The following is a 20981-nucleotide window of genomic DNA, read 5'->3' on the forward strand; positions in this document are numbered from 1 at the left end:
GCATGTCCTTGCTGTGTGAGGTGCGTGCGGTACGTGAGGTGTGTGCGGCGCGGTCAGCCGGCCAGGCGTGCCACCACGTGCAGCCGGTCGGCGTCGGCCGCCGTGCCGGGCAGGTCGCCTTCGTGCCAGGGCGGTTCGGTACGTGGCCCGGGACCGTCGTGCAGTTCCAGCACGGTGAAGCCGTGCGCGGTCAGGAAGTGGCGCAGTTCCTGCGGGAGGAGCAGCCGCCAGGCCGAGCGCTGTGCGACGGGAGCCGAGCCGTCGTCGGTGCTCCAGACGCGGTGACGGCACAGGAGTTGCGCGGTCCGGTCGATGTGCAGGGTGGTCGTCGAGCGGTAGGAAACGCCCTGCCAGGTCAGGGAGTTGACCCGGGGGGTGTCCAGCAGGTCGTTCCGGCCGAGGAAGTAGGCGCCGTTGCGCATCTCCGCGATCAGGAGCCCGCCGGGAGCCAGGGTCCGGCGGCAGGAGGCGAGGAAGCCGTCCAGTTCGTCGTTGGTGTGGCAGTACAGCAGCGCACTGTCCAGGCACACCATCGCGTCGAAGACAGCGGGTCCGAGGGAGAAGTCCCGCAGATCCGCGCGTACGTACCGCGGGCCCGGGTGCCTCTCGCGGGCGTACGCCAGCATCGCCTCGGAGAGGTCGGCGCCGACGACCGACCGTCCCGCGCTGTGCAGATGGGCCGCGTCCCGGCCGGTGCCGCAGCCCAGGTCGAGGACGTGCGGCCCGGCCTCGTAGCGGCTCAGACAGTCCTGTGCCCATCGCCCGGCGAGCCGTTCGGCATCGGGGAACCTGGCCTCGTACAGCTCCGGGTTGTCGGTCAGCAGGTTGCCGCTCGTCATACCGTCGCCTCCACGGCAGGGGCGGGACGCAGGGGCAGGGCGCCGAGGCGGCGCAGCCAGGTGAATCCGGCCGCCGACGCCAGCCCGAACACCAGACAGCAGGCCCAGGGCAGCCAGGCCGCGTCCTGCCGGTCCCCGGCGTCCATGGCCCAGCCCACGGCCGTGTTGCCGACGGCCGCGGCGATCCCCGACACCATGTAGAAGATGCCGAAGTACGTGCCGGTCAGCTCCGGCCGCCCGAAACCGGGGATCAGCTCCATCACGAAGGGCTGCGCGACCATGACACCCACAGCGAGGAGCAGCACGCCCAGGAGGACGGGGACGGCGTGCCACAGCTCGGGGGAACCGGCCCCCGACACCAGCATCGGCGGCAGGAAGGCGAGCCCCATCAGGGCGAGTCCGGCGCCGATCGCCCGTCTGCCGTACGGCTTCAGCGCGCGGGTGAGCCGCAGCTGGAGCGCGAGGTTGGCGAGCGTGCCCACGAGGAAGACCAGACCGGCCGCGCCGTCCCAGCCCGTGGCCCGGCGGGCCCCGTCGGGCAGCAGCAGATACAGCTGGTTCTCCAGGGTGAACATGCCGACCATGGCCAGTGAGAAGGCGAGGAAGGCGCGGTTGCCGACCACCTCGCGCCAGTCCGCGAGCACACCGCCCGCACTCGGCGGCACCGCCCGCGCGGGCAGCACCAGCGCCTGCGCCACGGTGAGCACCGCGAAGATCCCGGCGGCGGTGAGCGCGGAGGCACGGAAGTCGACCAGCAGCAGCACACTGCCGAGCAGCGGTCCGACCAGCGCCCCGGCGGTCGCGAACACGTTGAACAGCGCGAACGCCTCGGCCTTGCGCTCGCCCGCCTCCTGCGCGAGATAGGTCCGCACGGCCGGGTTGAACAGCGCCCCGGCGAGCCCGCTCAGCACGGACGCGGCGAGCAGCACCGCGAGCCCGTCGCCGAGCGCGAACAACGCGAAGCCCGCGGTACGCACCCCGCAGCCGGCGATGATCACCCCGCGCGCCCCGAGCCGGTCCGCCGCCGAACCGCCGATGAGGAACAGCCCCTGCTGGCTGAGGTTGCGCACCCCGAGGACGATCCCGACGACGGCCGCCGACATGCCCAGGTCCTCGCCCAGATGCGTGGCCAGATAGGGGATGAGCAGGTAGAAGCCGGTGTTGACACCGAACTGGTTGACGAGGAGGAGCCGGATCGCGGGCGAGAAGCCGCGTATCTCGTGGAGCGTCTTCACGGACCGACCACCTCTCCGGTACGCCGCCTCTGCCCATCCTTCTCGTGCCCGTCCTTCTCGCGTACGCCGAGCCCGGGCAGCTCACTCGCCCGTACGACGCCGTCGGCGCCGCCGATCCCGGTCCACGGGTCGTGGGCGAGCAGCAGATGCCCGTCGAGGTCGGCCCAGCGGGCACGGTCGGCGAGATGCACGGCGGGCGCCAGGCCGAGCGTGCTGGCGGTGAGGCAGCCGAGCATCAGCTCGGTACCGCTTCCGGCGATCACCTCGGCCATGCGCAGTGCCGCGCGGGGACCGCCGCACTTGGCGAGCTTGACGTTCACCCCGTGCACCCGGCCCGCGAGACGGCGTACGTCTTCGAGTCCGACGGCGTCCTCGTCGGCGATCAGGGGCAGGGGTGAACGCTCGGCGAGCCGTGCGAGGGCTTCCGGGTCGCCGGGGGCGATGGGCTGCTCGACGGCCTCGACGCCCAACTCCGCGTACCGGGGCAGGAGATGGCGGGCCTGGTCGGCGGTCCAGGCGCCGTTGGGGTCGAGCAGGAGCCGGGCGTCAGGTGCGGCGGACCGGACGGCACGTACGCGGCCGAGGTCGTCCTCGGGGTCCGGGGCGCCCGCCTTCACCTTGATGAGGGCGAACCCGGCGGTCACGAGTGCGCGCGCCTGCGCGGCGGCGTGCGGCGCCGGGACGATGCCGATGGTGCGGGCGGTGAGGGCACTCGGAGCGCCCTCCGCTCCGAGCAGGCGGTGGACGGGGCTGCCGGACCGTTTGCCGCACAGGTCGAGCAGCGCGGCCTCCACGGCGGCGGTGACAGCGGGCGCCTGGTCGTCCGGCTGTCCGTCCTGCGCCGGCCACTCGCGCAGCGCGCTCTCGGGGTCGGGGAAGCGGCCCAGGTCACGGCCGGACGCGTACAACCGCTGTCGCAGGGTGTCGGTGTCGAGGCCGTAGTAGACGCTGGTGACGGCCTCGCCTTGGCCGCGCAGGCCGTCGTGCTCGATCGTCAGCCAGACGGCGTCGCGGGCGGCCGTCACGGAACGGGATATGCGCAGCGGCTCGGCGAGCGTGAGCCGTACGGTGCGCAGGGTGGCCTTCACGGGCTCCCTTCCAGGGTGGTGAGCAGGGGGTCGGTCACCGTGGTGCAGCGGACCCAGCCGGCGGCCTCGACGGCGCGCGCGTGCGGGATCTCGACGGGGCGGGTGGCGGCGGTGGCCGGGTCGAGATCGTGGGCCGCCGCGAAGTCGTCGTCGTAGACCGAGCCGAGGTAGCGGTGGGGGCCGTCGGGGAAGACGGTGGCGACCACGGCGCCGGGATGCACCCGGGCCGCCCACGCGGAGACCAGCGCGACCGCGCCCGTGCTCCAGCCGCCGCTGACGAAACTGCCGCGGGCGAGCCGCCGGCAGGCGTCCGCGGCCTCGGCCGGGCCCACCCAGTGCACCTCGTCGAAGGCCTCGTAGGCCACGTTGCGCGGATGGATGCTGCTGCCCAGGCCGCGCATCAGCCGGGGTCTGGCGGGCTGGCCGAAGATGGTGGAGCCGGTGGCGTCCACCCCGATCAGCCGCAGTCCCGGCCAGTGCCTGCGCAGCGGCCCCGCGATGCCGGCACTGTGACCGCCCGTGCCGACGCTGCACACGAGGACGTCCAAGTGATCGAGCTGGGCGGCGAGTTCGGCGGCGAGCGAGGCGTAACCGGCGATGTTGTCGGGGTTGTTGTACTGATCGGGCCAGTACGCGTCCGGCAGCGCCCCGAGCAGCTCGCGCAGCCTGGCCAGCCGGGCCGCCTGCCAGCCGCCCACACCGGCGGGGCGGTCGACGAGTTCGAGACGGGCCCCGTAGGCGCGCAGCAACTGCCGCATGGACGGTTCGAGTTCGGTGTCGCCGACGAGCACGATGGGGTGCCCCAATGCCTGCCCGGCGAAGGCGAGTCCGATACCGAGCGTCCCCGAGGTGGACTCCACCACCGGTGCGCCGGGGCGCAGTTCACCCCGCTCACGTGCGCCGAGCAGCATGGACACCGCCGCGCGGGCCTTCATGCCCCCGGCGGCGAGACCTTCCAGCTTGGCCCAGAAACCCGGCTGCGGGCAGGGCAGGTCGGTGGTCACCCTGGCCAGCGGTGTGCGGCCGAGCAGGGCGAGCAGATCGGGGTTGGCGGCGAGGGGGCGCAGCGCGGCCGTGGTCACAGCGCGGCCTCCGCACTGCGGTAGCGGTGGATGACACCGGGACCGCCGTCCAGCCAGAAGAAGGGGTACGGCTCCGCGCACACCGCGCTCACCCCGGCGCCGAGGAACCAGGGCAGGACGGCACTGCCGGTCTGCGCGAACATCACCAATCGCTGTCCGCTGCCCAGGACATGTGTCCGCAGTGGCTCGAAGGACCCGTTGCCGAGGGTCATGCCGGAGGCCAGCACTGCGTCACAGCGCCCGAGTTCGGCGTGCAGGTCGGTCGCGACCGGCTCGCCCCACTCCGTCGTACCGCCCTTGAGATCGCACGGTATGTACGAGACAGCACGGGCACGCAGCGCCTCCAGGAGGGAGTTGACGACACCGACGACGAGCACGGTCTGCCCCGGCCGGACGTCCAGGAGCTCGACGACGGCCCGCGCCCGTGCCCGGGACTTCTCCAGGGAACTCCCGGCGGGCAGGGGACAGGGGAGTGCCCCGTGCTCAGGCGTGTGCGGACGGACATGCATGAGGTAGGCGTCCAGCGCGGCCACGCGGACCGCCGGCAGCGGATGCTCCAGCAGCCGTGCGATGTCGGCTCCGGCGCAGTCCTCCACCGCGCCGTCCGGCAGTGCTCCGGGTTCGACCGCGCAGGAGCCGACCGCCCGGCCCAGGCGCAGACTGAGCACCTCGTTGCGGTAGCCGCCGCGGCGCCCGTCGTGCCGTACGGCCTGAGTCGTCGTGAAGGCCACGGCGACGCGCAGCCCTTGCGGGCCCGGACCCAGCTCACCGGCGAGAACCCGCCGCACGAGATCGTCGTACGAGAGCGGTACGTGTACGGGTGCCTGTGCCTGTGCCTGTGCCTGGCCTTGTGCCGGCGCCGTCGTCGATGCCGGCGCCCTCATCGGGTGGTCACCCGCGGTCGCAGTGCGGACAGCAGCGACGCGACCCGGGCCCGCGCTCCGAGCCCTTCGGCGTCGCCCGCCATCACATGGCCGAGATATTCGTTGTTGCTGCCCGCGGCCTTCACGGCCCGGCCCGGCTCGGCGAGCTGCACCTCCAGCACGCCCTGCGCGGAACGCACTTGCTCGGAGCCCTCGATCGACTCCAGCACCCCCTCGGTGTCCGGCACGAGGAAACCCACGGCCGCACTGCGCAGCCCGGTGGCACGGGGCCGCAGGTCAGGGGTGCGGTCGAGTGCCACGTCGACGCAGGCGGCGGCCAGGTCGAGGCCGGTGACGTGACGGATCAGCTCGGTGATGCGGTTTCCGGCCGGGCGCGGATTGACCTCGACGACACGGGGTCCGGCGGCGGTCAGCCTGATCTCGGTGTGAGCCACGACGGAGTCCAGCCCGAGCGCCTTGATCGCCTGGACGGCGGTGTCCTGCGCGGCCTCGGCGTCGGCCGGGGCGAGATCGGCGGGGAACATGTGGCCGGTCTCGATGAAGGCCGGCGCCCCGCCGAGGCTCTTGTCGGTCACGCCCACCACATGGGTCGTACCGGCGAACGACACGGTCTCCACGCTGACCTCGGGCCCGTCGAGGAGTTCTTCGAGGAGGAGTACGGGTGCGCGCAGCTGACCGCGGGCGTTCAGCGGGAAGTCCGCGATGGCGCGGCAGGCCTCGGTCAGTTCGCGTTCGTCGTCCACGCGCCGTACGAACATGCCCGCGCAGAGGTCGACGGGCTTGATCACCAGCGGGAAGCCCAGCTCCCGGGCGGCCCCCTCGGCCGCGGCCCGGTCCGCGCAGACGGCGAACCGGGGGCCGGGGACGCCGGCCTCGCCGAGGACACGGCGGGTGGTGTCCTTGCGGCACGCGTTCTCCACGGCCTCGGGCGTCGGCCCCGGAAGCCCCAGCCGTGCGGCGATCCGTGCCACGGTGGGCAGGTAGTAGTCGCAGGACGTGACCACTCCGTCGAAGCCGAGCGCCTCGTGCAGCCGCTCCACGTGCGGGAGCAGGGTGTCGATGTCGTTCGTCTCGGCGGTCGTGACGGTGCGGGCCGCGAGCAGGGGATGGGCCGTGCCCTCCGGTGCGGAGCGCAGATAGTGGTGCAGGTCCCGGGTGAGGAAGGTGAACTCGTGCCCGCCCTCCCGGATCGCCCGTGGCAGGAGTCTGCTCATCGACCCGACCCAGCTTTCGACCACCAACAGATGAGCCACAACTCCCCTTTCGTGCATGCCGGTTGTGCTTCAGGGCACGCCGAGGGAGCCCCATGACGGGGTGCGGACGACGTGACCGACGCACACGCTATCGACAATCATTTTCATTGTCATCCGATGGGCCGGACTTTGTTGCCACGTCGGCAAAAGCAGTGGGACCCGGTGAAAACCGTTGGACACGTGAGGTCCGCCGATCTAGCCTCAGCCGGTCCGAGCGAGTGACGGTCCCTGTCGAGTGAGGTGCGGAAGATGACGGTCCAGACGAGCGCGGCCGCGTACGACGGCCTGCGCATTCCGGCCTCCGTGACCTTCTCGATCTCCTCGGACCGAAGGAATCCCAGAAGTGGATCTCCCACGTAGCTTCACCGTTCGCGAGAGCGGACACCGCATCCACAACCCGTTCACCGGCGAGAAGCTGGCCGCCCTGGGCCGGGCCCTCGGCCCCGCGCCGGGCACCGCCGTGCTCGACCTCGCCTGCGGCAGCGGCGAGATGCTGTGCACCTGGGCGCGCGACCACCGCGTGACCGGCACCGGAGTGGACATCAGCACCGTGTTCCTGGCGAACGCGCGCGCCCGCGCCGGGGAACTGGGCGTCGCCGACCGCGTCGACTTCCTGCACGGGGACGCGGCGGGCCATGTCGCCGACGAACCCGTCGGCATCGCCGCGTGCGTCGGTGCCACCTGGATCGGCGGCGGGGTGGCGGGCACCGTCGACCTCCTGCGCAGGAGCCTCGCCCCCGGCGGGATCATGCTCATCGGCGAGCCGTACTGGCGTCAGGAACCCCCGGACCGGGCGACCGTCGAGGGCTGCCACGCCGGCAGCAGGGACGACCACCGCTCGCTCCCGGAACTGGTCGAGCAGTTCGGCGGCCTCGGCTGCGACCTCGTCGAGATGGTCCTCGCCGACCAGGACAGCTGGGACCGGTACGTGGCCGCGCAGTGGCTCAGCACCCGCCGCTGGCTGGACGCCAACCCGGACGACGAACTCGCCGACGAGCTCCGCGAGGACCTGGCGACCGGGCCCCTGCGCCACGTCCGCTACCAGCGCGAGTATCTGGGCTGGGGCGTGTTCGCGCTGATGGACCGCTGACGCCTGCCGGGTGCTGACCGGACGGGGCGCACCCGCGCACCGACGGTCCCACCCGGCACGGCCCGGTGCGCCGGTGTACCGGGGCGCGCGCCGCTTCGGCGGCGCGCTCCGGCCCGGTGTCCCGTCGTTGAACCGCCGGGCGGAGCGACCCGTATCCCTTCTCAGTAACGCCCGGAGGGAGAGCAGGTTGTCGACACCGTTCGACCCCGAAGAGCCGCCGCGTCGTTCGGCGCTGGAACCGACCAGTGTGCTGCGCCGCCGGCAGCCAGGGTCCTTGGCGGATCTGCTGAGGCAGGTCCAGGAGAGGGAACGAGAACCGGACGACGGCTACGAGGTCGTCGCCGTCGCCGCACCGGCGGCGGAGGGCGTCGCCGAGCCCTGGACCACGGAGGACGACACGCAGGAACTGCCGCCCGTGGTCGAGGGCGACAGCAAGCCGGCGCCGCGCGGGCGTCAGGCCGGAAAGGGGCCGGCCCACGGCCGCAGCACCTTCGTCCGCAGTACGGTGCTCGGTGTCGCCGCGACGGTCGCCGCGCTGGGCGGGTTCAGCGCCGCCCTGCTGCTCACCTGGGACAAGGACGACGACCCCGCCCAGGCGCGGCCCCCCGCCGCGTCGTCCGCGCCGCCCGCTGCGGCGCCCGCGCCTCCGGCGCCGGGGGGCGCCGACCCGGACGGCCCCGGCACCCTGCGCGAGGGCGACAGCGGCCCTGCGGTCAGCGACCTGCAGCAACGGCTGCTGCGCATCCCCGACGTGTACAAGGAGGGCACGCCCAGCGGCGTCTACGACGCCACGCTGACAGCGGCGGTGGCCCGCTTCCAGCTCTGGTACGGCATCCGGGGGGACGAGACGGGGGTGTACGGCAACGACACCCGCTCGGACCTGGAGGCCCGGACCGCCTCCTGAGCCGCCGCGCCGCTCAGCCGGCGGCCCGCCCCACGAACTCCCAGTCCCCGTGCGCCACTTCATGGACGACGAAGCCGGGCTCCACCCGCGCGTACTTCGCCCCGCGCGGAGCGCGCACCGCCGAGCGCGTCGCCGCCGGTACGTGCACCTCGGCCGTGGACCCCACCGGGACGCGCACCGACAGGCGCAGCGAGCCGTCCACGACCGACCAGGCGGCCGAGGCCTCGCCGCGGACGGTGCGTATCGAGGTGCGGGCCCAGTCCACTCCCGTACGGCCGTCGGGGCGCACGGTGAAGGTGCGGTACCCGGCGTCACCGGGGCGCAGGCCCGCCACGTTCTCGTACAGCCACTGCACGACCGTGCCCTGGAAATAGTGGTCGCGGGAGCGTGAGTCGACCGGCCACATCTCCCACATGGTGTCGGCGCCGTTCTCGAACCAGTACCCCCAGCTCGGATAGGTGCGCTGGGTGGCGATCGCGTGGGCCACCTCGGGATGTCCCTGCGCGGACAGCTGCCGCAGCAGGACGCTGGTGCCGAGCGCGCCGGTGTTGAGGTGGTTGCCGCGCTCCTCGATGTCGGCGAGGAGCGAGTCGACGACGGAGGCCCGCGCGCCGGGCGGGACCAGCCTGAAGGCGAGCGGTATGCAGTTGTTCGTCTGCCGGTATCCGGGATCCTTCGCTGTGCGGTAGTGACCGTCGGGGCCCAGGAAGGCCGCGTTGAAAGCCTCCTTGAGCCCGGCCGCTGCCCCGCGATAGCGGGTGGCGACCGCCGGGTCGTGCAGCAGGTCGGCGAGTTCGGCGGTGTCGGTGAGCGCCCGGTGCAGATACGCCGTCGCGGTGAGCCGGGTGTCCTCGGGCGGGTTGCCGCCGTATCCCGGGGGCAGGTAGTCGCCGAGCGCGGTCACCGCCAGGCCGTCCCTCAGCCGCGATATCTCCCAGTCCAGATAGCGGGTGAGCGGCGTCCAGTGGTCGCGGGCCAGCCGCTCGTCCCCGTACACGCGGTACATCTCCCGCAGCAGGAACGGGTACACGGTCGTCCACTCGGGGGACGGACCGAGGTCGCCGTAGCCCCAGCCGCCGCTCGGTACGATCACCGGCAGCTGCCCGTCCGCGTTCTGACTGTCCTTCAGGTCGCCGAGCCACTTGGACAGGAAGCGGTGCACGCCGAGCGCGTACGCCATGACGGGCGCGCCCAGCTGCGCGTCACCGGTCCAGCCGTTCTTCTCGTACATCGGGGTGTCCGTCGGGATGCCGTGCAGGTTGTTGAGGAGCGTGCGCCGCATCGCGCGCTCCAGCTGCTGGTAGAACGGCACGGAACAGGCGAAGGACCCCGTCGCCTCCACCGGCGTGTGCACCACACGCCCCAGCACCTGCGACGGCTCGGGCTTCGCGGGCAACCCGCTGACCTGCACGTATCGAAATCCCTTGTACGAGAATTTCGGCTCCCACACCTCGTCGGCGCCGCCGCCCGCGCAGACGTATTCGTCGGTCTGGAACCGGCCCGGGACGTGCCCGGTCTCCGCGTGCACGCTTCCGTCGGACTTCAGCTTCTCGCCGTGGACCAGGCGCACGGTCGTCCCGGCCGGGGCGCGCACGGTCAGCCGCGTCCAGCCGGCCATGGTCCGGCCCATGTCGACCACGTACACGCCCTCGCTCAACTCCTCGACGGCGACCGGGCGTACGGTCTCGATGACCCGGATCGGGTCGTGGGGCTGTGCGCGCAGCGTGCCCTTGGGGGCGTCCCTGCGTTCCGTCCGCTGCCAGCCACTGTCGTCGAAGCCCGGGCGGGTCCAGGCCCCGTGCGCCTTGCGGGCGTCGTAACTCTCGCCCGCGTACAGCGAGTTGGAGCGGGTCGGGCCCTCGGTGATGCGCCAGCCGCCGTCCGTGGCGACCGTGGTGCGTGAACCGTCGGGGTGGTCGATCTCCAACTGCCCCAGCAGGCGCGGCTCGTCGTGCCACGGCGGGCGGTGCCAGTTCCAGACGTTCGGTGTCGTCATGCCGAAGAAGCCGCGGCCGAGGGTCACCCCGATCGCGTTGGCGCCCCGGCGCAGGTGGCCGGTCACGTCGTGGACGGCGTACAGGACGGTCTCGTCGTAGTCGGTGAAGCCCGGGTCGAGGACCTGGCGGCCGACGCGTTCGCCGTTGATCTCGGCGTCGTAGTAGGCGAGTCCGCTGATGTAGAGGCGGGCGCGGGAGACGGGCTTGGTGACGGTGAACTCGCGGCGCAGCAGCGGCGCGGGCTGCTCGGGCGCCGCGATCGACACACCGGAGCCCCAGGGGCCCTGCCCGTACGGGGCGAGCACGGCCGCCGCGGCCCACCCGGAGTCGTCGAACTCCTCCTGCTGCCAGCCCTCTTGCTCGGTGTCGGCGGTGCGCCAGCCCTCGCCCGTGACCAGCTCCGCGGTGCCCGTGCCGAGTTCCACGAGGAGCCGTACGAGCAGACCGCCGGGGTTGACCGACGCGTTGCCGCGGTTCGTCGCGAGGGCGGCGACCACCAGGCGTCCGGAGCCCGCCGCCTTCACCTCCTCGGTCACGTCGAGGAGATGGCCCTGCCGCCACGCGTCGGTCTGCTCGGCCTGGTGCATGACCTGGACGCCGCCGAGACAGAGGGTGAAGTCGTCGTCGGCTGTCGCCAGCAGTGTGGCTCTTCGGATGTCGGAGCCCGCGGGCGCGGTGAACGTCCCACGGAACCAACGCGGCCCGTTCGGGGCGTCGTTGGAGGTCGCGCCCGGCGACCAGATCCAGGACGCCCCGTCGAACGTCGGCGGCTCGGGCGCGCCGGCCGCACCGATCCAGAACCCCTGCCAGGAGTCCTTGGACAACGTTGTCTCCCACCAGCGCGGCGCGCTCCACGCCGACGGCCGGCCCTCGCCGTCCCAGACCCTGACCTGCCAGTGGTAACGGGTGCGCGGCCGCAGAGCGGGGCCGGCGTAGACGATCCCGACACTGCGGTCCGACGCGACCCGGCCGGAGTCCCAGAGCGCGCGCTGTCCCTCGCGCAGGCCCTTCTCGCTCAGCGCGACCCTCACGTGGTACGCGCTCTGCCGGGCGCCGTGTCCGTCGGCCGTCAACTCCCAGGTGAGCCGCGGCTGTTCCACCTCCGTGCCGAGCAGCGTCTCGGCGTACTCGACGGTCGTGCGCTCGATGCGCAGCCTGCCCGGCCGGGCGGCGCCGGCGTCGGGGGCCGAGGCGGCGGCTGCGGTGGTGCCGGAGGCGAGGGCGGCGGAGGCACTGGCTCCGGCCACCGAGGTCCGGAGGAAGGCGCGGCGGTTCCAACCCTTGGTCATGTGGTGTCCCTTGGTTGCGTACGTGCGCGGGTGCGGGGGCGGGGGTGACGGAGTGAGGGATGAGGGAGCGTCGGGTGGGAGACGTGTGAATCTGTTTGAAACGTTTCAAAGATTCTTGAACGATCCTAGGGGCGCCGCTGTGGGGCTTCAAGAGGTGTGCATGTGCCAGCATGGCGCCGTGGACGGGGGGATCCTCGAACGCGAGCACGAGCTGGACCGGCTGGCCTCGGCCGCCAGGGAGGCGGCCGACGGAGCCGGCTGCGTGGTGCTCGTCCACGGCGAGGCGGGCATCGGCAAGTCCAGCCTGGTGAAGGCCATGCCGGGAGTGCTGCCCGCGGCGTCGCGCGTCCTGGTGGGGGAGTGCGACGACCTCGCCACGCGCCGCCCGCTCGGCCCCTTCCGCGATCTCGTCGGTGGCGTCGGCGCGGAACTGGCGCGGGCTCTCACCGCGGGCGGCGACCGGCCCCGGGTCTACGACGCGCTGCGGGCCGAACTCACCGCGGCCCCGCACCCGGCCGTCCTCGTCGTCGAGGACGTGCACTGGGCCGACGAGGCCTCCCTCGACGCGCTGCGGTTCCTGGTGCACCGGGTGGAACGCCTCCCGGCCGTACTGGTCCTGACCTACCGCGACGACGAACTGGACCGCCGCCACCCCCTGCACCACCTCCTCGGCCAGGTGTCCCGGGCCGAACGCGTGCACCGCCTGCCGCTGTCCCGGCTCTCCCCGGGCGCCGTGCACCGGCTCAGCGCGGTGAGCGGCCTGGACCCGGCGGAGGTGTACGAGGTCACCTCCGGCAACCCGTTCTTCGTCGCCGAGGTCGTGGCGGCCGGCGGCACCGGCGCCGTCCCCCCGACAGTGGTCGACGCGGTCCTGGCCCGGCTGCGCGACCTCGACGACCGCACCCGCGACGCCCTGGAACAGCTCGCCGTCGTACCCTCCGCGGTCGAACGGCCGCTCGTCGATGCGCTGCTGCCGGACGGCGTCGCCGAGCTGGCCGTCGCCGAACAGCGCGGACTGCTGACCGTGACCCCCGAACGAGCCGGTTTCCGCCACGAGTTGATCCGCCGGGCCGTCGCCGACTCGCTGCCCGCCGCACGGCGCATCGAACTCAACCGCCACGTCCTGGCCGCACTCGTCGCCGAGCCGGGCTCCGACCCCGCCCGTGTCGTCCACCACGCGGCCCAGGCGGGAGACCAGGAGGCGATCGCACGGTACGGGCCCGATGCCGCCCGGGACGCGTCCGGCGCCGGCGCCCACCGGGAGGCCGCGGCCCATCTGCGGCTGGTCCTGCGACAGCGCGACCGCTTCGACGCGGCCGAACTCGCCGACCTGCTGGAGCGGTTCGCCATCGAGAGCTACACCATCGCCGACTCCGCGGCGGCCGTGGACGCCGAACGCGACGCGGTCGCCCTGCGCCGGTTCCTCGGCGACACCCGCGCGCTCGGCGCCGACCTGCGCTGGCTCTCCCGCATCCACTGGTGGGCGGGGAACGCCGACGAGGCACAGCGCGCCGCCCGGGAAGCCATCGCCGTCCTGGAGGAGGCGGGCGACGAACGGCTGCTCGCCCTCGCGCTCAGCAACACCTCCCAGCTCCACATGCTGTCCGAACGCACCGCACAGGCCGTCGACTTCGGCGAGCGCGCGATCCTCCTGGCCCGCCGCACGGGCGACGACGCGATCCTCGCGCACGCCCTGAACAACGTCGGCACCGCCCGCTGGCGCGCCGGAGACCCGCTGGGCCGCGCCCAGCTGGAGGAGAGCCTGCGGGTCGCGCTGGCCGCGGGCGAGGTCGAGCACGCCTGCCGCTCGTACGCCAACCTCATCTGGGCACTGCTGGACCGCCTCGAACACACCGAGGCCGACCGCTACCTCGGCCCGGGGATGGAGCTGGCCGACCGGGCCGAGCATGTCGGCTTCCTCAGCTATCTCCATGTCGCCATGGCTCTGCGGAAGTTCGCCGCGGGTGCCTGGGACGAGGCCGAGCGGCACGCCGAGATCGGCGCCCACGACTTCGTCCCCGCCCGCTGCCCCGCGCTGACCGTCCTCGCCCGGGTCCGCGTCCGGCGGGGCCGCGAAGGCGGCGACGAACTACTCGACGAGGCCTGGCAGATCGCCGTACGCACCCGTGAGCTGCAGCGCACCGGACCGGTCGCCGCCACCCGGGCCGAGGCCGCCTGGCTCCGCGGCGATCACGCGGCGGTGGCCGAACTGGCCGGCGCGGCCTTCGAGCAGGCACGCCGGCTGAACGTCGTCCCGCACCGCGCCGAACTCGGCCACTGGCTCACCAGGGCCGGACACCCCGTACCGGCTGACGGCTCGGACCACCCGTACGCCCTCCAGACCGCCGGCCGCTGGCGGGAGGCGGCCCGGGCGTGGCAAGCGGCCGGATGCCCGTACGAGCATGCAGCCGCCCTCGCCGAGAGCCCGGACCCGGACGACAAGCTCACCGCCCTCGCGGCCCTGGACGCGCTCGGCGCCGAACCCCTGGCCCGGCTGGTCCGCTCCGAGCTGCGGCACCTCGGCGTCCGCCACATCCCGCGCGGGCCGCTCGCCGCCACCCGGGAGAACCCCGCAGGCCTCACCGAGCGCCAACTGCAGGTCGTGCGGCTGCTGGCCCAGGGGCTGACCAACCCGGAGATGGCCGAACGGCTCGTCGTGTCGGTCCGTACCGTCGACAACCACGTCGCCGCCGTCCTCGACAAGCTCGGTGCCCGCTCGCGGCGCGAGGCCGCCGCCCGTGCCACGGAGCTCGGGATCCTGCCGCGCCGTGAGCCGTAGCCGGGGGTACGCCGGACGCAGGCCGACCTGACCAGGCGCAGGCAGACCTAGGTAGGCGAGGACGCCGAGCTGAGTGGTGGGGACGGATGTCCGCGCCAGGACCGCCGGACTAGAACAGGCCCATCGGAGGGGCCCGGACCACGGGGCCCCGGATCGGGGGATGTCATGTCCGTCACGCCCGCGCAGGCGGCCCGCCAGGAACTCACCGCGTTCGAGGGCCGGTTGACCGGTCCGGACGACTCCGGTTACCAGGAGGCACGCGCCGTCTACAACGCGATGATCGACCGGCGGCCCGCCCTGGTGGCACGCTGCGCCGGCGCCGAGGACGTGGCCCGTGCCATCGGCTTCGCCCGCGACCACGGGCTGCCGCTCGCGGTCCGCGGCGGCGGGCACCACGGAGCGGGCCTCGGAACCTGCGACGACGGCGTGGTCGTCGACCTGTCGGCGCTCAAGGACATCGAGGTCGACCCCGGCGCCAGGACCGCACGTGTCGGCGCCGGCTGCGTCTGGGGCGAGGTCGACCGGGCCACGAACGCCCACGGGCTGGCCACACCGAGCGGCATCATCTCCACGACCGGTGTCGGCGGCCTCACCCTGGGCGGCGGCCTCGGACACCTCAGCCGCACGTACGGGCTGACCATCGACAACCTCCTGGAGGCCGACCTCGTACTGGCCGACGGCACACAGGTGCGCGCGAACGCCGACGACAACGCCGACCTGTTCTGGGCGATCCGCGGCGGAGGAGGCAACTTCGGGGTCGTCACCTCGTTCCGGTTCCGGCTGCACGAGCTGAGCACGGTCGTCGCCGGACCCACCTTCTGGCCCGTCGAATCGGCCACCGAAGTCCTCACCGCCTACCGGGACTTCATCCCCCACGCACCCCGTGAGCTGGGCGGCTTCTTCCTGTTCGGCGCCGTCCCGCCGGCCCCGCCGTTCCCCGAGGAGATCCAGGGACGCAAGGCCTGCGGCGTGGTGTGGTGCTACGCGGGGGACGACGCGGACACGGCGGCCCGGCTGATGGCGCCCCTGCTCGACGCGCTGCCCGAACCGATGCTGCACGGGCCCGCGCCGATGCCGCACCCCGCGATCCAGTCGGCCTTCGACGGGCTCTACCCGCCCGGCGACCAGTGGTACTGGCGCGCCGACTTCGTCAACGAGATCCCGGGTGACGCCATCGACCAGCACGCCAAGTTCGGGGCCGGACTGCCCACGCTCAAATCGACGTTCCATCTGTACCCGATCGACGGCGCCGTCCACGACCACGCCCCGACGGACACCGCCTGGAGCTACCGGGACGCTCGCTGGGCCTCGGTGTACGCGGGGGTGGACCCCGACCCGGCGAACGCCGACCTCATCAGGCGGTGGACCGTCGACTACTTCGAGGCCCTGCACCCGTACTCGGCGGGCGGCGCCTACGTGAACATGATGATGGACGAGGGGCAGGAGCGGGTGCGCGCCAGCTACCGCGACAACTACGCGCGGCTGGCCCGGATCAAGGCGGACCACGACCCGGGCAATCTGTTCCGGCTGAACCAGAACATCCAGCCGGCCGCACGGTCCTGACCGGCCCACCGACCGCCCGCGGAAGGGCCCTGGCGCCGACGGGGGGCGCCAGGGCCCGTGCGGCACGGCCGTATGCCAGGGGCGGGCGTCAAGGCTTGCGGGCGACGCCTCCGTACACGTCCGTCGGCTGCGGATCGGTGCCGGGCTCGGGCCGCCACAGCGGGCAGGAGACGATGCCGGGCTCCAGCAGTTCGAGACCCTCGTAGTACGCGGCGACCTGCCGGGGACTGCGCAGCACGTACGGGATGGCGCCGGTGTCGTCGTAGCCCTCCTGGGCCCGCTTCAGCTCGGCGTCGGTGTCGGTGCTGTCGTAGTGCACGAAATAGCTGCCCGACGGCAGGGCGGCCTGGAGGCGGCGCACGATCGACCTGGCCTCCTCGTAGTCCTGGATGTGGCCCAGGATGCCCATCAGCATCAGCGCGACCGGCTGCGTGAAGTCGAGGATCCTGCCCGCCGCCTCGATGATCTTCTCGGGCTCGTGCAGATCCGAGTCGATGTAGTCGGTGACACCCTCGGGCGTGCTGGTGAGCAGCGCCTGGGCGTGCCGCAGCACCAGCGGATCGTTGTCCACGTAGACGATCCGCGACCTGGGCGCCACGCGCTGGGCGACCTGGTGGGTGTTGTCGTACGTGGGAAGGCCGGTGCCGATGTCCAGAAACTGGCGGATGCCCAGTTCACCGGCGACGAACGTCACGGTCCGGATCAGATAACCGCGGGAGGCGCGGGCCATCGTCTCGATGTTCGGCGCGATCCGGCGATAGGCGTCTCCCGCAGCCCGGTCGACCTCGTAGTTGTCCTTCCCGCCCATCCAGTAATTCCAGATGCGGGCGGAGTGCGGCACCGAGGTGTCGATCTTCGACAGGGCGTCCTGGTCGGGGATGTGCTGGCCGTCTGCCATGGGGATCTCCTGCCGTACGTCGCCGGTCGTCCCAACGTAGCGTCAACTCAGGCTTCGGAGAGCCCTGTTGACGGGCACGGCGTGAGCCCGGTTCAGTCGACGAGGAAGTCGGCCCGGCCGGACTTCGCGCCCTCCAGGAACGAGATCATCTCGTCCCGGGTGTAGACCAGCGCGGGCCCCTCCGGATCCCTGGACTGGCGGAGGGCGACGCTCCCGTCGGGAAGGCGCTTGGCCTCCACGCAACTGCCGCCGTTGGTGCCGCTCCAGGGCTTCTCCCAGCCCTCGGTGCCCAGTTCGACGGCGGACACACGGCTGGGGGCGGGGTCCATGGACGTCATGGCTCACAACTCCTCACGCAGTTCACCCAGGATGCTCCTGGTCCGGGAGACCGGCTCCGCCTGCACGGACATCCGGTCCAGCACTTCGAGGTACGTCACGACGTCGGCGGGCTGGTCCACGTAGACCGAACCGACGAGGCTCTCCGTGTAGACGACGTCGGGAAGTTCGGAGAAACCGAAGCGGAAGTAGTGGAAGGGGCCGAACGCGCCGGGGTGCGCGCCCACCGAGAAGCGCAGTATCTGGATCCGGACCTTCGGCATGTCCAGGGCCTCGCTCAGCCGGTCGATCTGGGCCCGCATCACCTCGGCCCCGCCCACCGGCCGGCGCAGCACGGTTTCGTCCAGGACGGCCCAGACCGCCGGGGCGTCTGGCTTGGCGAGCAGGTCCTGGCGCCGCAGCCGCAGGTCGACGCGGCGGGCGACGTCGTCCCCGGTCGCGTTCGGAAAGCCGACGTGCATCAGCGCGGCCGCGTAGTCGTACGTCTGCAACAGGCCCGGGACGTAGTGGGGTTCGTAGAGACGGATGACGCTGGCTTCGCTCTCCAGGCTCACGTACGCGCTGAACCAGTCGGGCAGCACGTCACGGTAGGAGTACCACCAACCGGGCCGGTTGGCCTCCCGGGCCATCGTGAGGAAGTCGTCCACCTCCGAGGCGGGGACGCCGTAGGTGCGCAGCAGTTCCCTGACGTAGGGGATACGCAGGCCGACCTCGGCCTTCTCCATCCGACGGACCGTCAAAGGGGTGACCTCGATGGCCCGGGCGGCCTCCTCGAAGGAGATCCCCGCCTGTTCCCGCAGGTGCCGGAGCCGCTTCCCGAGGACCATCCGCAGGACGGTCGGCGCGCTGCCGCCGGAGCGGTTGTCGCTCACGTCCTACCTCCCGGTACGGCCGTCACAGCCAGCAGTGTGCCACGCGGTGACTGACACAGACAGAGCCGTGCGGATCGTTCTGAAATTATCAGAACGCTTGTTACGGGTTGAGTGTGTACGCAATCATAGGGACCGAGTGATGTGCCGCACAGTCCGGCGGCCACGGCGCACAACGGCGCGGGCGCGCAGCGCACTTGGCGCCCCGGTGGGCCGGGCGAGCCCGCGGCAGCATGACGCGAGACCTGGATGGCCACCGTGAGTGACGGACAACCGAGGAACCCGGGCAGAGTTGCCGCCGCGGCCGACAAGGCGCTGGACGCCCGCCGGGCAGGGGAGTTCGGGTCCTGGCCCCGCTCGGTTGCGGGGGCGGCGGCATGACGCCCGGCGCGGGCGTGTCCGGCTTAACCACGACCGGCTCCGGCACGGTCGGCCTCGGCATGTCCCGTTCCGCCACGGCCGACGTCGACATGTCCCGCTGCGGCACGGTCGGCCTCGGCATGCCCGGCGCCTGCCCGGCCCGTGCGTGCGTCGGCGGCACGGCAAAGCGGGTGCGGTTCTCCTCGTACACCCGACGGTCGCCATGACCGCTTCGGGCACCGGCGGACAAGGACGGACCGCGGCCACGGCCCCCGCGGGCCACCCGCCGCGCGGCGAACGGGCGGACCGCGTGCCCCACGGGACGGGAGAGACCCACGACGGGGTGGGGAAGATGCACACGGGATACGCGTCCGGAACGACCGACGAGCACCGCGCGGGGCTCGCCCACGACGAGGTACGGGAGGGCCACCCGGCCGTACTCCCCGGGCTCGCCGCCGCCCTCGCCCGCGAACTGGTCCGCCGGGTGGACGAGGACCACCGGGCGACAGGGGAAGCGCACCGCAGTCCCACACCGGCGGCGCGGCAGGACCTCGCGACATGCCGCAAGGACAACGCCGAGGCGCTCAGGACGATCGTCCGGCGCCATGCCTGGCCGACCGCGGCCCTGGTCGGCGCGCCCGCCTCGACCGCGGCCCTGATGATCCTGCTGCACGCCCCGGATCTGGCCTTCCAGGTCGTGTGCCGCGACCTGATCGCCCAAGCCGTGGCGGACGGACGCTGCCCGGCGCCCCATCACGCGTACATCGCCGACCACTGCGCCGTGGAACTGGGCCAGCCGCAGTTCTACGGCACCCGTGTCGACCCCGTGACCTGCCGGCCCTATCCGGTCCGCCGGCCCGAGACGCTCGACGAGCGGCGCCGCGACGTCGGTCTCGCTCCCCTCGACGAACAGATGCGGACCCTGCGGCTCAGCGGGTGAGGCCGTTGGGCCCGACGGGTGAGCCGACGCCGACAGCGGCCGGCAGGCGCGTACCCCGGCGACCCCGTCTCGTTCGCCTACGGTTCGAGCCGCAGCTCCCGCTCCTGCTCCTGGTCGCCGGAGGCCGCGCCCTCCTCGTGGACGGTGAAGGCCGCCGAGAGCGTCTCGTCGGCCTGTCGCACCGCCTCCGGGCTGCCCTGCACGGTGACCGTGACGGGGGTGGAGAGCTTGTCCGCGGCTGACGACTTCCCGCCCTCGCCGGCCGGCGCGTCGCCGCCGCCGAAGGTGGCCGTGTAGACCGTGGCGCCGTCGTCGCCGGGCAGGGTGTCCGGTGATCCGAAGACGGGTTCGAGCGTGTGGACGACGGCCCGCGCGTCGGCGGCCGAACCGCCGGTGAGAGTGAGCGTCAGAGCCAGATGCGTGCCGGACGTCATGAACAGCCACCTTTGCTTGTACGTGGACGAATGCGGGCCATCCGCTCGTGTAACCGGTTGCCCCGGACACAAACGGCGGCTCGACCTCGCGTGAGCCTGTCTCCATGACACAGGCATCCGCCGGACCCCGCAGCCGCTACGAGGTCCGGCGGACGGCTGCCCCCACAGCCGTCGCGGCCCACCCGGGCGGCACAGCGCCGCGCTGATCCGCCCGCCACCGGCCGGTCGGACCCGCCTGCCGATCCGCCGGCGATGCGTTCGCAGGTCCACGTGGGGTCGGGCCGGTCAGGCCGTCGGTCAGGCCGAGGCGGTCGGTTCCGCCTGGACCAGGCCCTCGCGGTACGCGATCGCCACCGCCTCCGTACGGCTCGCGGCGCCCAGCTTCGCGAGGATGTTGGAGACGTGCACGCTCGCCGTCTTGCCGCTGATGAACAACTCCTCGCCTATCTGCCGGTTGGTGCGCCCACGCGCGAGGAGCAGCAGGACGTCGTTCTCCCGTGACGTCAGCGCGGGGACGCCCGCCACCGGGGACGTCTCCGCGAGGCGGGCCCGCCGGATCAGCCGCTCCACGTCCTCACGCAACGGCACGGCACCCAGCCGGACGGCCGTGTCCCGGGCCGCCCGCGCCTGCCCGGCGGCCTCCTCCCGCCGCCCCGCCGCCACCAGGGCCTCCGCGAGCCGGACCCGGCAGCGGGCCTGCTCGTACACGTCGCCGTAGCCGAACGCCTCGACCGCCTTCTCCCAGGCTTCGGCCACCTCCGGGGCGGCCTCGCTCTGCGGTCGGGCCCGCGGGTCCGGCTCGGCGCGGCCCCGCGCCCACTCGGCCTCGGCGCGCGCCAGCCACGCCCGCCCCTCGGGGCCCTGCGGCGAACCGTCCTCGCCCTCGGCCGCCGTGGCCCGGGCCATCCCCACCAGCTCCGCCCCGGTCTCCGACCAGCGCCGTACGCCTTCCTCGTCACCCGCCAGACGGGCGGCCACGGCCGCGTCCGCCACCGGGGCCAGGGCGAGCGCGGCGAGCCGCACCACGACATCGGGCGTCGTACCGGCGTCGGCGTCCAGGGCCGCGACGGGCGGTCGGACCTGGTCGGCGGCCGCCGCGGGGTGGTGGGGCAGGGCCGCCCCGGCGGGGAGCAGGATGGCC

General features: G+C 73.0%; 18 protein-coding genes. 6 read left to right on the forward strand and 12 right to left on the reverse strand.

Annotated elements, in window-relative coordinates; translation table 11 throughout:
- Window positions 1-53 precede the first annotated feature (53 nt).
- From ACFWGJ_RS04415 to ACFWGJ_RS04440, 6 genes are read right to left on the reverse strand one after another with little or no spacing between them, the layout of a single operon-like run.
- Window positions 54-839: a class I SAM-dependent DNA methyltransferase gene (locus tag ACFWGJ_RS04415; protein ID WP_387320922.1), complete on the reverse strand. Its 786-nt coding sequence runs from the start codon at window positions 837-839 to the stop codon at window positions 54-56.
- Complete coding sequence (locus ACFWGJ_RS04420) at window positions 836-2074, reverse strand: MFS transporter (protein ID WP_387320923.1); 1239 nt, start codon at window positions 2072-2074, stop codon at window positions 836-838. Before ACFWGJ_RS04420 ends, ACFWGJ_RS04415 begins: the two co-directional genes overlap by 4 nt.
- Window positions 2071-3162: a dipeptide epimerase gene (locus tag ACFWGJ_RS04425; protein ID WP_387320925.1), complete on the reverse strand. Its 1092-nt coding sequence runs from the start codon at window positions 3160-3162 to the stop codon at window positions 2071-2073. Before ACFWGJ_RS04425 ends, ACFWGJ_RS04420 begins: the two co-directional genes overlap by 4 nt.
- The gene (locus ACFWGJ_RS04430; RefSeq protein ID WP_387320927.1) at window positions 3159-4244 is read right to left on the reverse strand and encodes a PLP-dependent cysteine synthase family protein; all 1086 of its coding nucleotides are present in this window, start codon (window positions 4242-4244) and stop codon (window positions 3159-3161) included. Before ACFWGJ_RS04430 ends, ACFWGJ_RS04425 begins: the two co-directional genes overlap by 4 nt.
- The gene (locus tag ACFWGJ_RS04435; RefSeq protein ID WP_387320929.1) at window positions 4241-5128 is read right to left on the reverse strand and encodes a Rossmann-like domain-containing protein; all 888 of its coding nucleotides are present in this window, start codon (window positions 5126-5128) and stop codon (window positions 4241-4243) included. Before ACFWGJ_RS04435 ends, ACFWGJ_RS04430 begins: the two co-directional genes overlap by 4 nt.
- A complete protein-coding gene (locus ACFWGJ_RS04440; RefSeq protein ID WP_387320931.1) occupies window positions 5125-6381 on the reverse strand; it encodes an ATP-grasp domain-containing protein in 1257 nt (418 codons plus the stop codon). The genes ACFWGJ_RS04435 and ACFWGJ_RS04440 overlap by 4 nt, the downstream gene beginning before the upstream one ends.
- Window positions 6382-6724: 343 nt before the next feature.
- On the opposite strand from ACFWGJ_RS04440, the gene ACFWGJ_RS04445 reads away from it, so the two are divergent.
- Both ACFWGJ_RS04445 and ACFWGJ_RS04450 read left to right on the forward strand, forming a co-directional pair.
- Window positions 6725-7471, forward strand: coding sequence for an SAM-dependent methyltransferase (locus tag ACFWGJ_RS04445; protein WP_387320932.1), 747 nt, complete (start codon window positions 6725-6727; stop codon window positions 7469-7471).
- A gap of 187 nt (window positions 7472-7658) precedes the next feature.
- On the forward strand, window positions 7659-8375 hold the full coding sequence (locus tag ACFWGJ_RS04450; protein WP_387320934.1) for a peptidoglycan-binding protein: 717 nt from the start codon (window positions 7659-7661) through the stop codon (window positions 8373-8375).
- Between the two features lie 13 nt (window positions 8376-8388).
- On the opposite strand, the gene ACFWGJ_RS04455 is transcribed toward ACFWGJ_RS04450, so the two are convergent.
- Window positions 8389-11661 (reverse strand): family 78 glycoside hydrolase catalytic domain, encoded by a 3273-nt coding sequence (locus ACFWGJ_RS04455; RefSeq protein ID WP_387320936.1) that lies wholly within the window; start codon window positions 11659-11661, stop codon window positions 8389-8391.
- Between the two features lie 178 nt (window positions 11662-11839).
- Between ACFWGJ_RS04455 and ACFWGJ_RS04460 the strand changes: the two genes are divergently transcribed.
- Entirely contained in the window at window positions 11840-14440 is a 2601-nt protein-coding gene (locus ACFWGJ_RS04460) for an AAA family ATPase (protein ID WP_387320938.1), read from the forward strand.
- Between the two features lie 165 nt (window positions 14441-14605).
- A complete protein-coding gene (locus ACFWGJ_RS04465) occupies window positions 14606-16003 on the forward strand; it encodes an FAD-binding oxidoreductase (RefSeq protein WP_387320940.1) in 1398 nt (465 codons plus the stop codon).
- 88 nt (window positions 16004-16091) lie between these two features.
- Here the strand turns inward: ACFWGJ_RS04465 and ACFWGJ_RS04470 are convergent, their stop codons facing one another.
- The 3 genes from ACFWGJ_RS04470 to ACFWGJ_RS04480 form a co-directional block, all read right to left on the reverse strand.
- On the reverse strand, window positions 16092-16901 hold the full coding sequence (locus ACFWGJ_RS04470; protein WP_387320942.1) for an SAM-dependent methyltransferase: 810 nt from the start codon (window positions 16899-16901) through the stop codon (window positions 16092-16094).
- 92 nt (window positions 16902-16993) lie between these two features.
- Entirely contained in the window at window positions 16994-17239 is a 246-nt protein-coding gene (locus ACFWGJ_RS04475) for a DUF397 domain-containing protein (protein WP_387320944.1), read from the reverse strand.
- A 3-nt stretch (window positions 17240-17242) separates the two neighbouring features.
- Window positions 17243-18064: a helix-turn-helix domain-containing protein gene (locus ACFWGJ_RS04480; protein WP_387320963.1), complete on the reverse strand. Its 822-nt coding sequence runs from the start codon at window positions 18062-18064 to the stop codon at window positions 17243-17245.
- Window positions 18065-18483: 419 nt separating this feature from the next.
- On the opposite strand from ACFWGJ_RS04480, the gene ACFWGJ_RS04485 reads away from it, so the two are divergent.
- Both ACFWGJ_RS04485 and ACFWGJ_RS04490 read left to right on the forward strand, forming a co-directional pair.
- On the forward strand, window positions 18484-18693 hold the full coding sequence (locus ACFWGJ_RS04485; protein ID WP_387320946.1) for a hypothetical protein: 210 nt from the start codon (window positions 18484-18486) through the stop codon (window positions 18691-18693).
- A 125-nt stretch (window positions 18694-18818) separates the two neighbouring features.
- The gene (locus tag ACFWGJ_RS04490) at window positions 18819-19406 is read left to right on the forward strand and encodes a DUF6624 domain-containing protein (protein ID WP_387320948.1); all 588 of its coding nucleotides are present in this window, start codon (window positions 18819-18821) and stop codon (window positions 19404-19406) included.
- Window positions 19407-19483: 77 nt separating this feature from the next.
- Here the strand turns inward: ACFWGJ_RS04490 and ACFWGJ_RS04495 are convergent, their stop codons facing one another.
- The gene (locus ACFWGJ_RS04495; RefSeq protein ID WP_387320950.1) at window positions 19484-19840 is read right to left on the reverse strand and encodes a hypothetical protein; all 357 of its coding nucleotides are present in this window, start codon (window positions 19838-19840) and stop codon (window positions 19484-19486) included.
- Window positions 19841-20137: 297 nt separating this feature from the next.
- Window positions 20138-20981: response regulator transcription factor (locus ACFWGJ_RS04500; protein ID WP_387320952.1), on the reverse strand; the 844-nt coding region annotated here is incomplete at its 5' end.

This window comes from Streptomyces sp. NPDC060205 (assembly GCF_042728395.1).
In the GTDB taxonomy this organism is placed as follows: Bacteria; Actinomycetota; Actinomycetes; order Streptomycetales; family Streptomycetaceae; genus Streptomyces.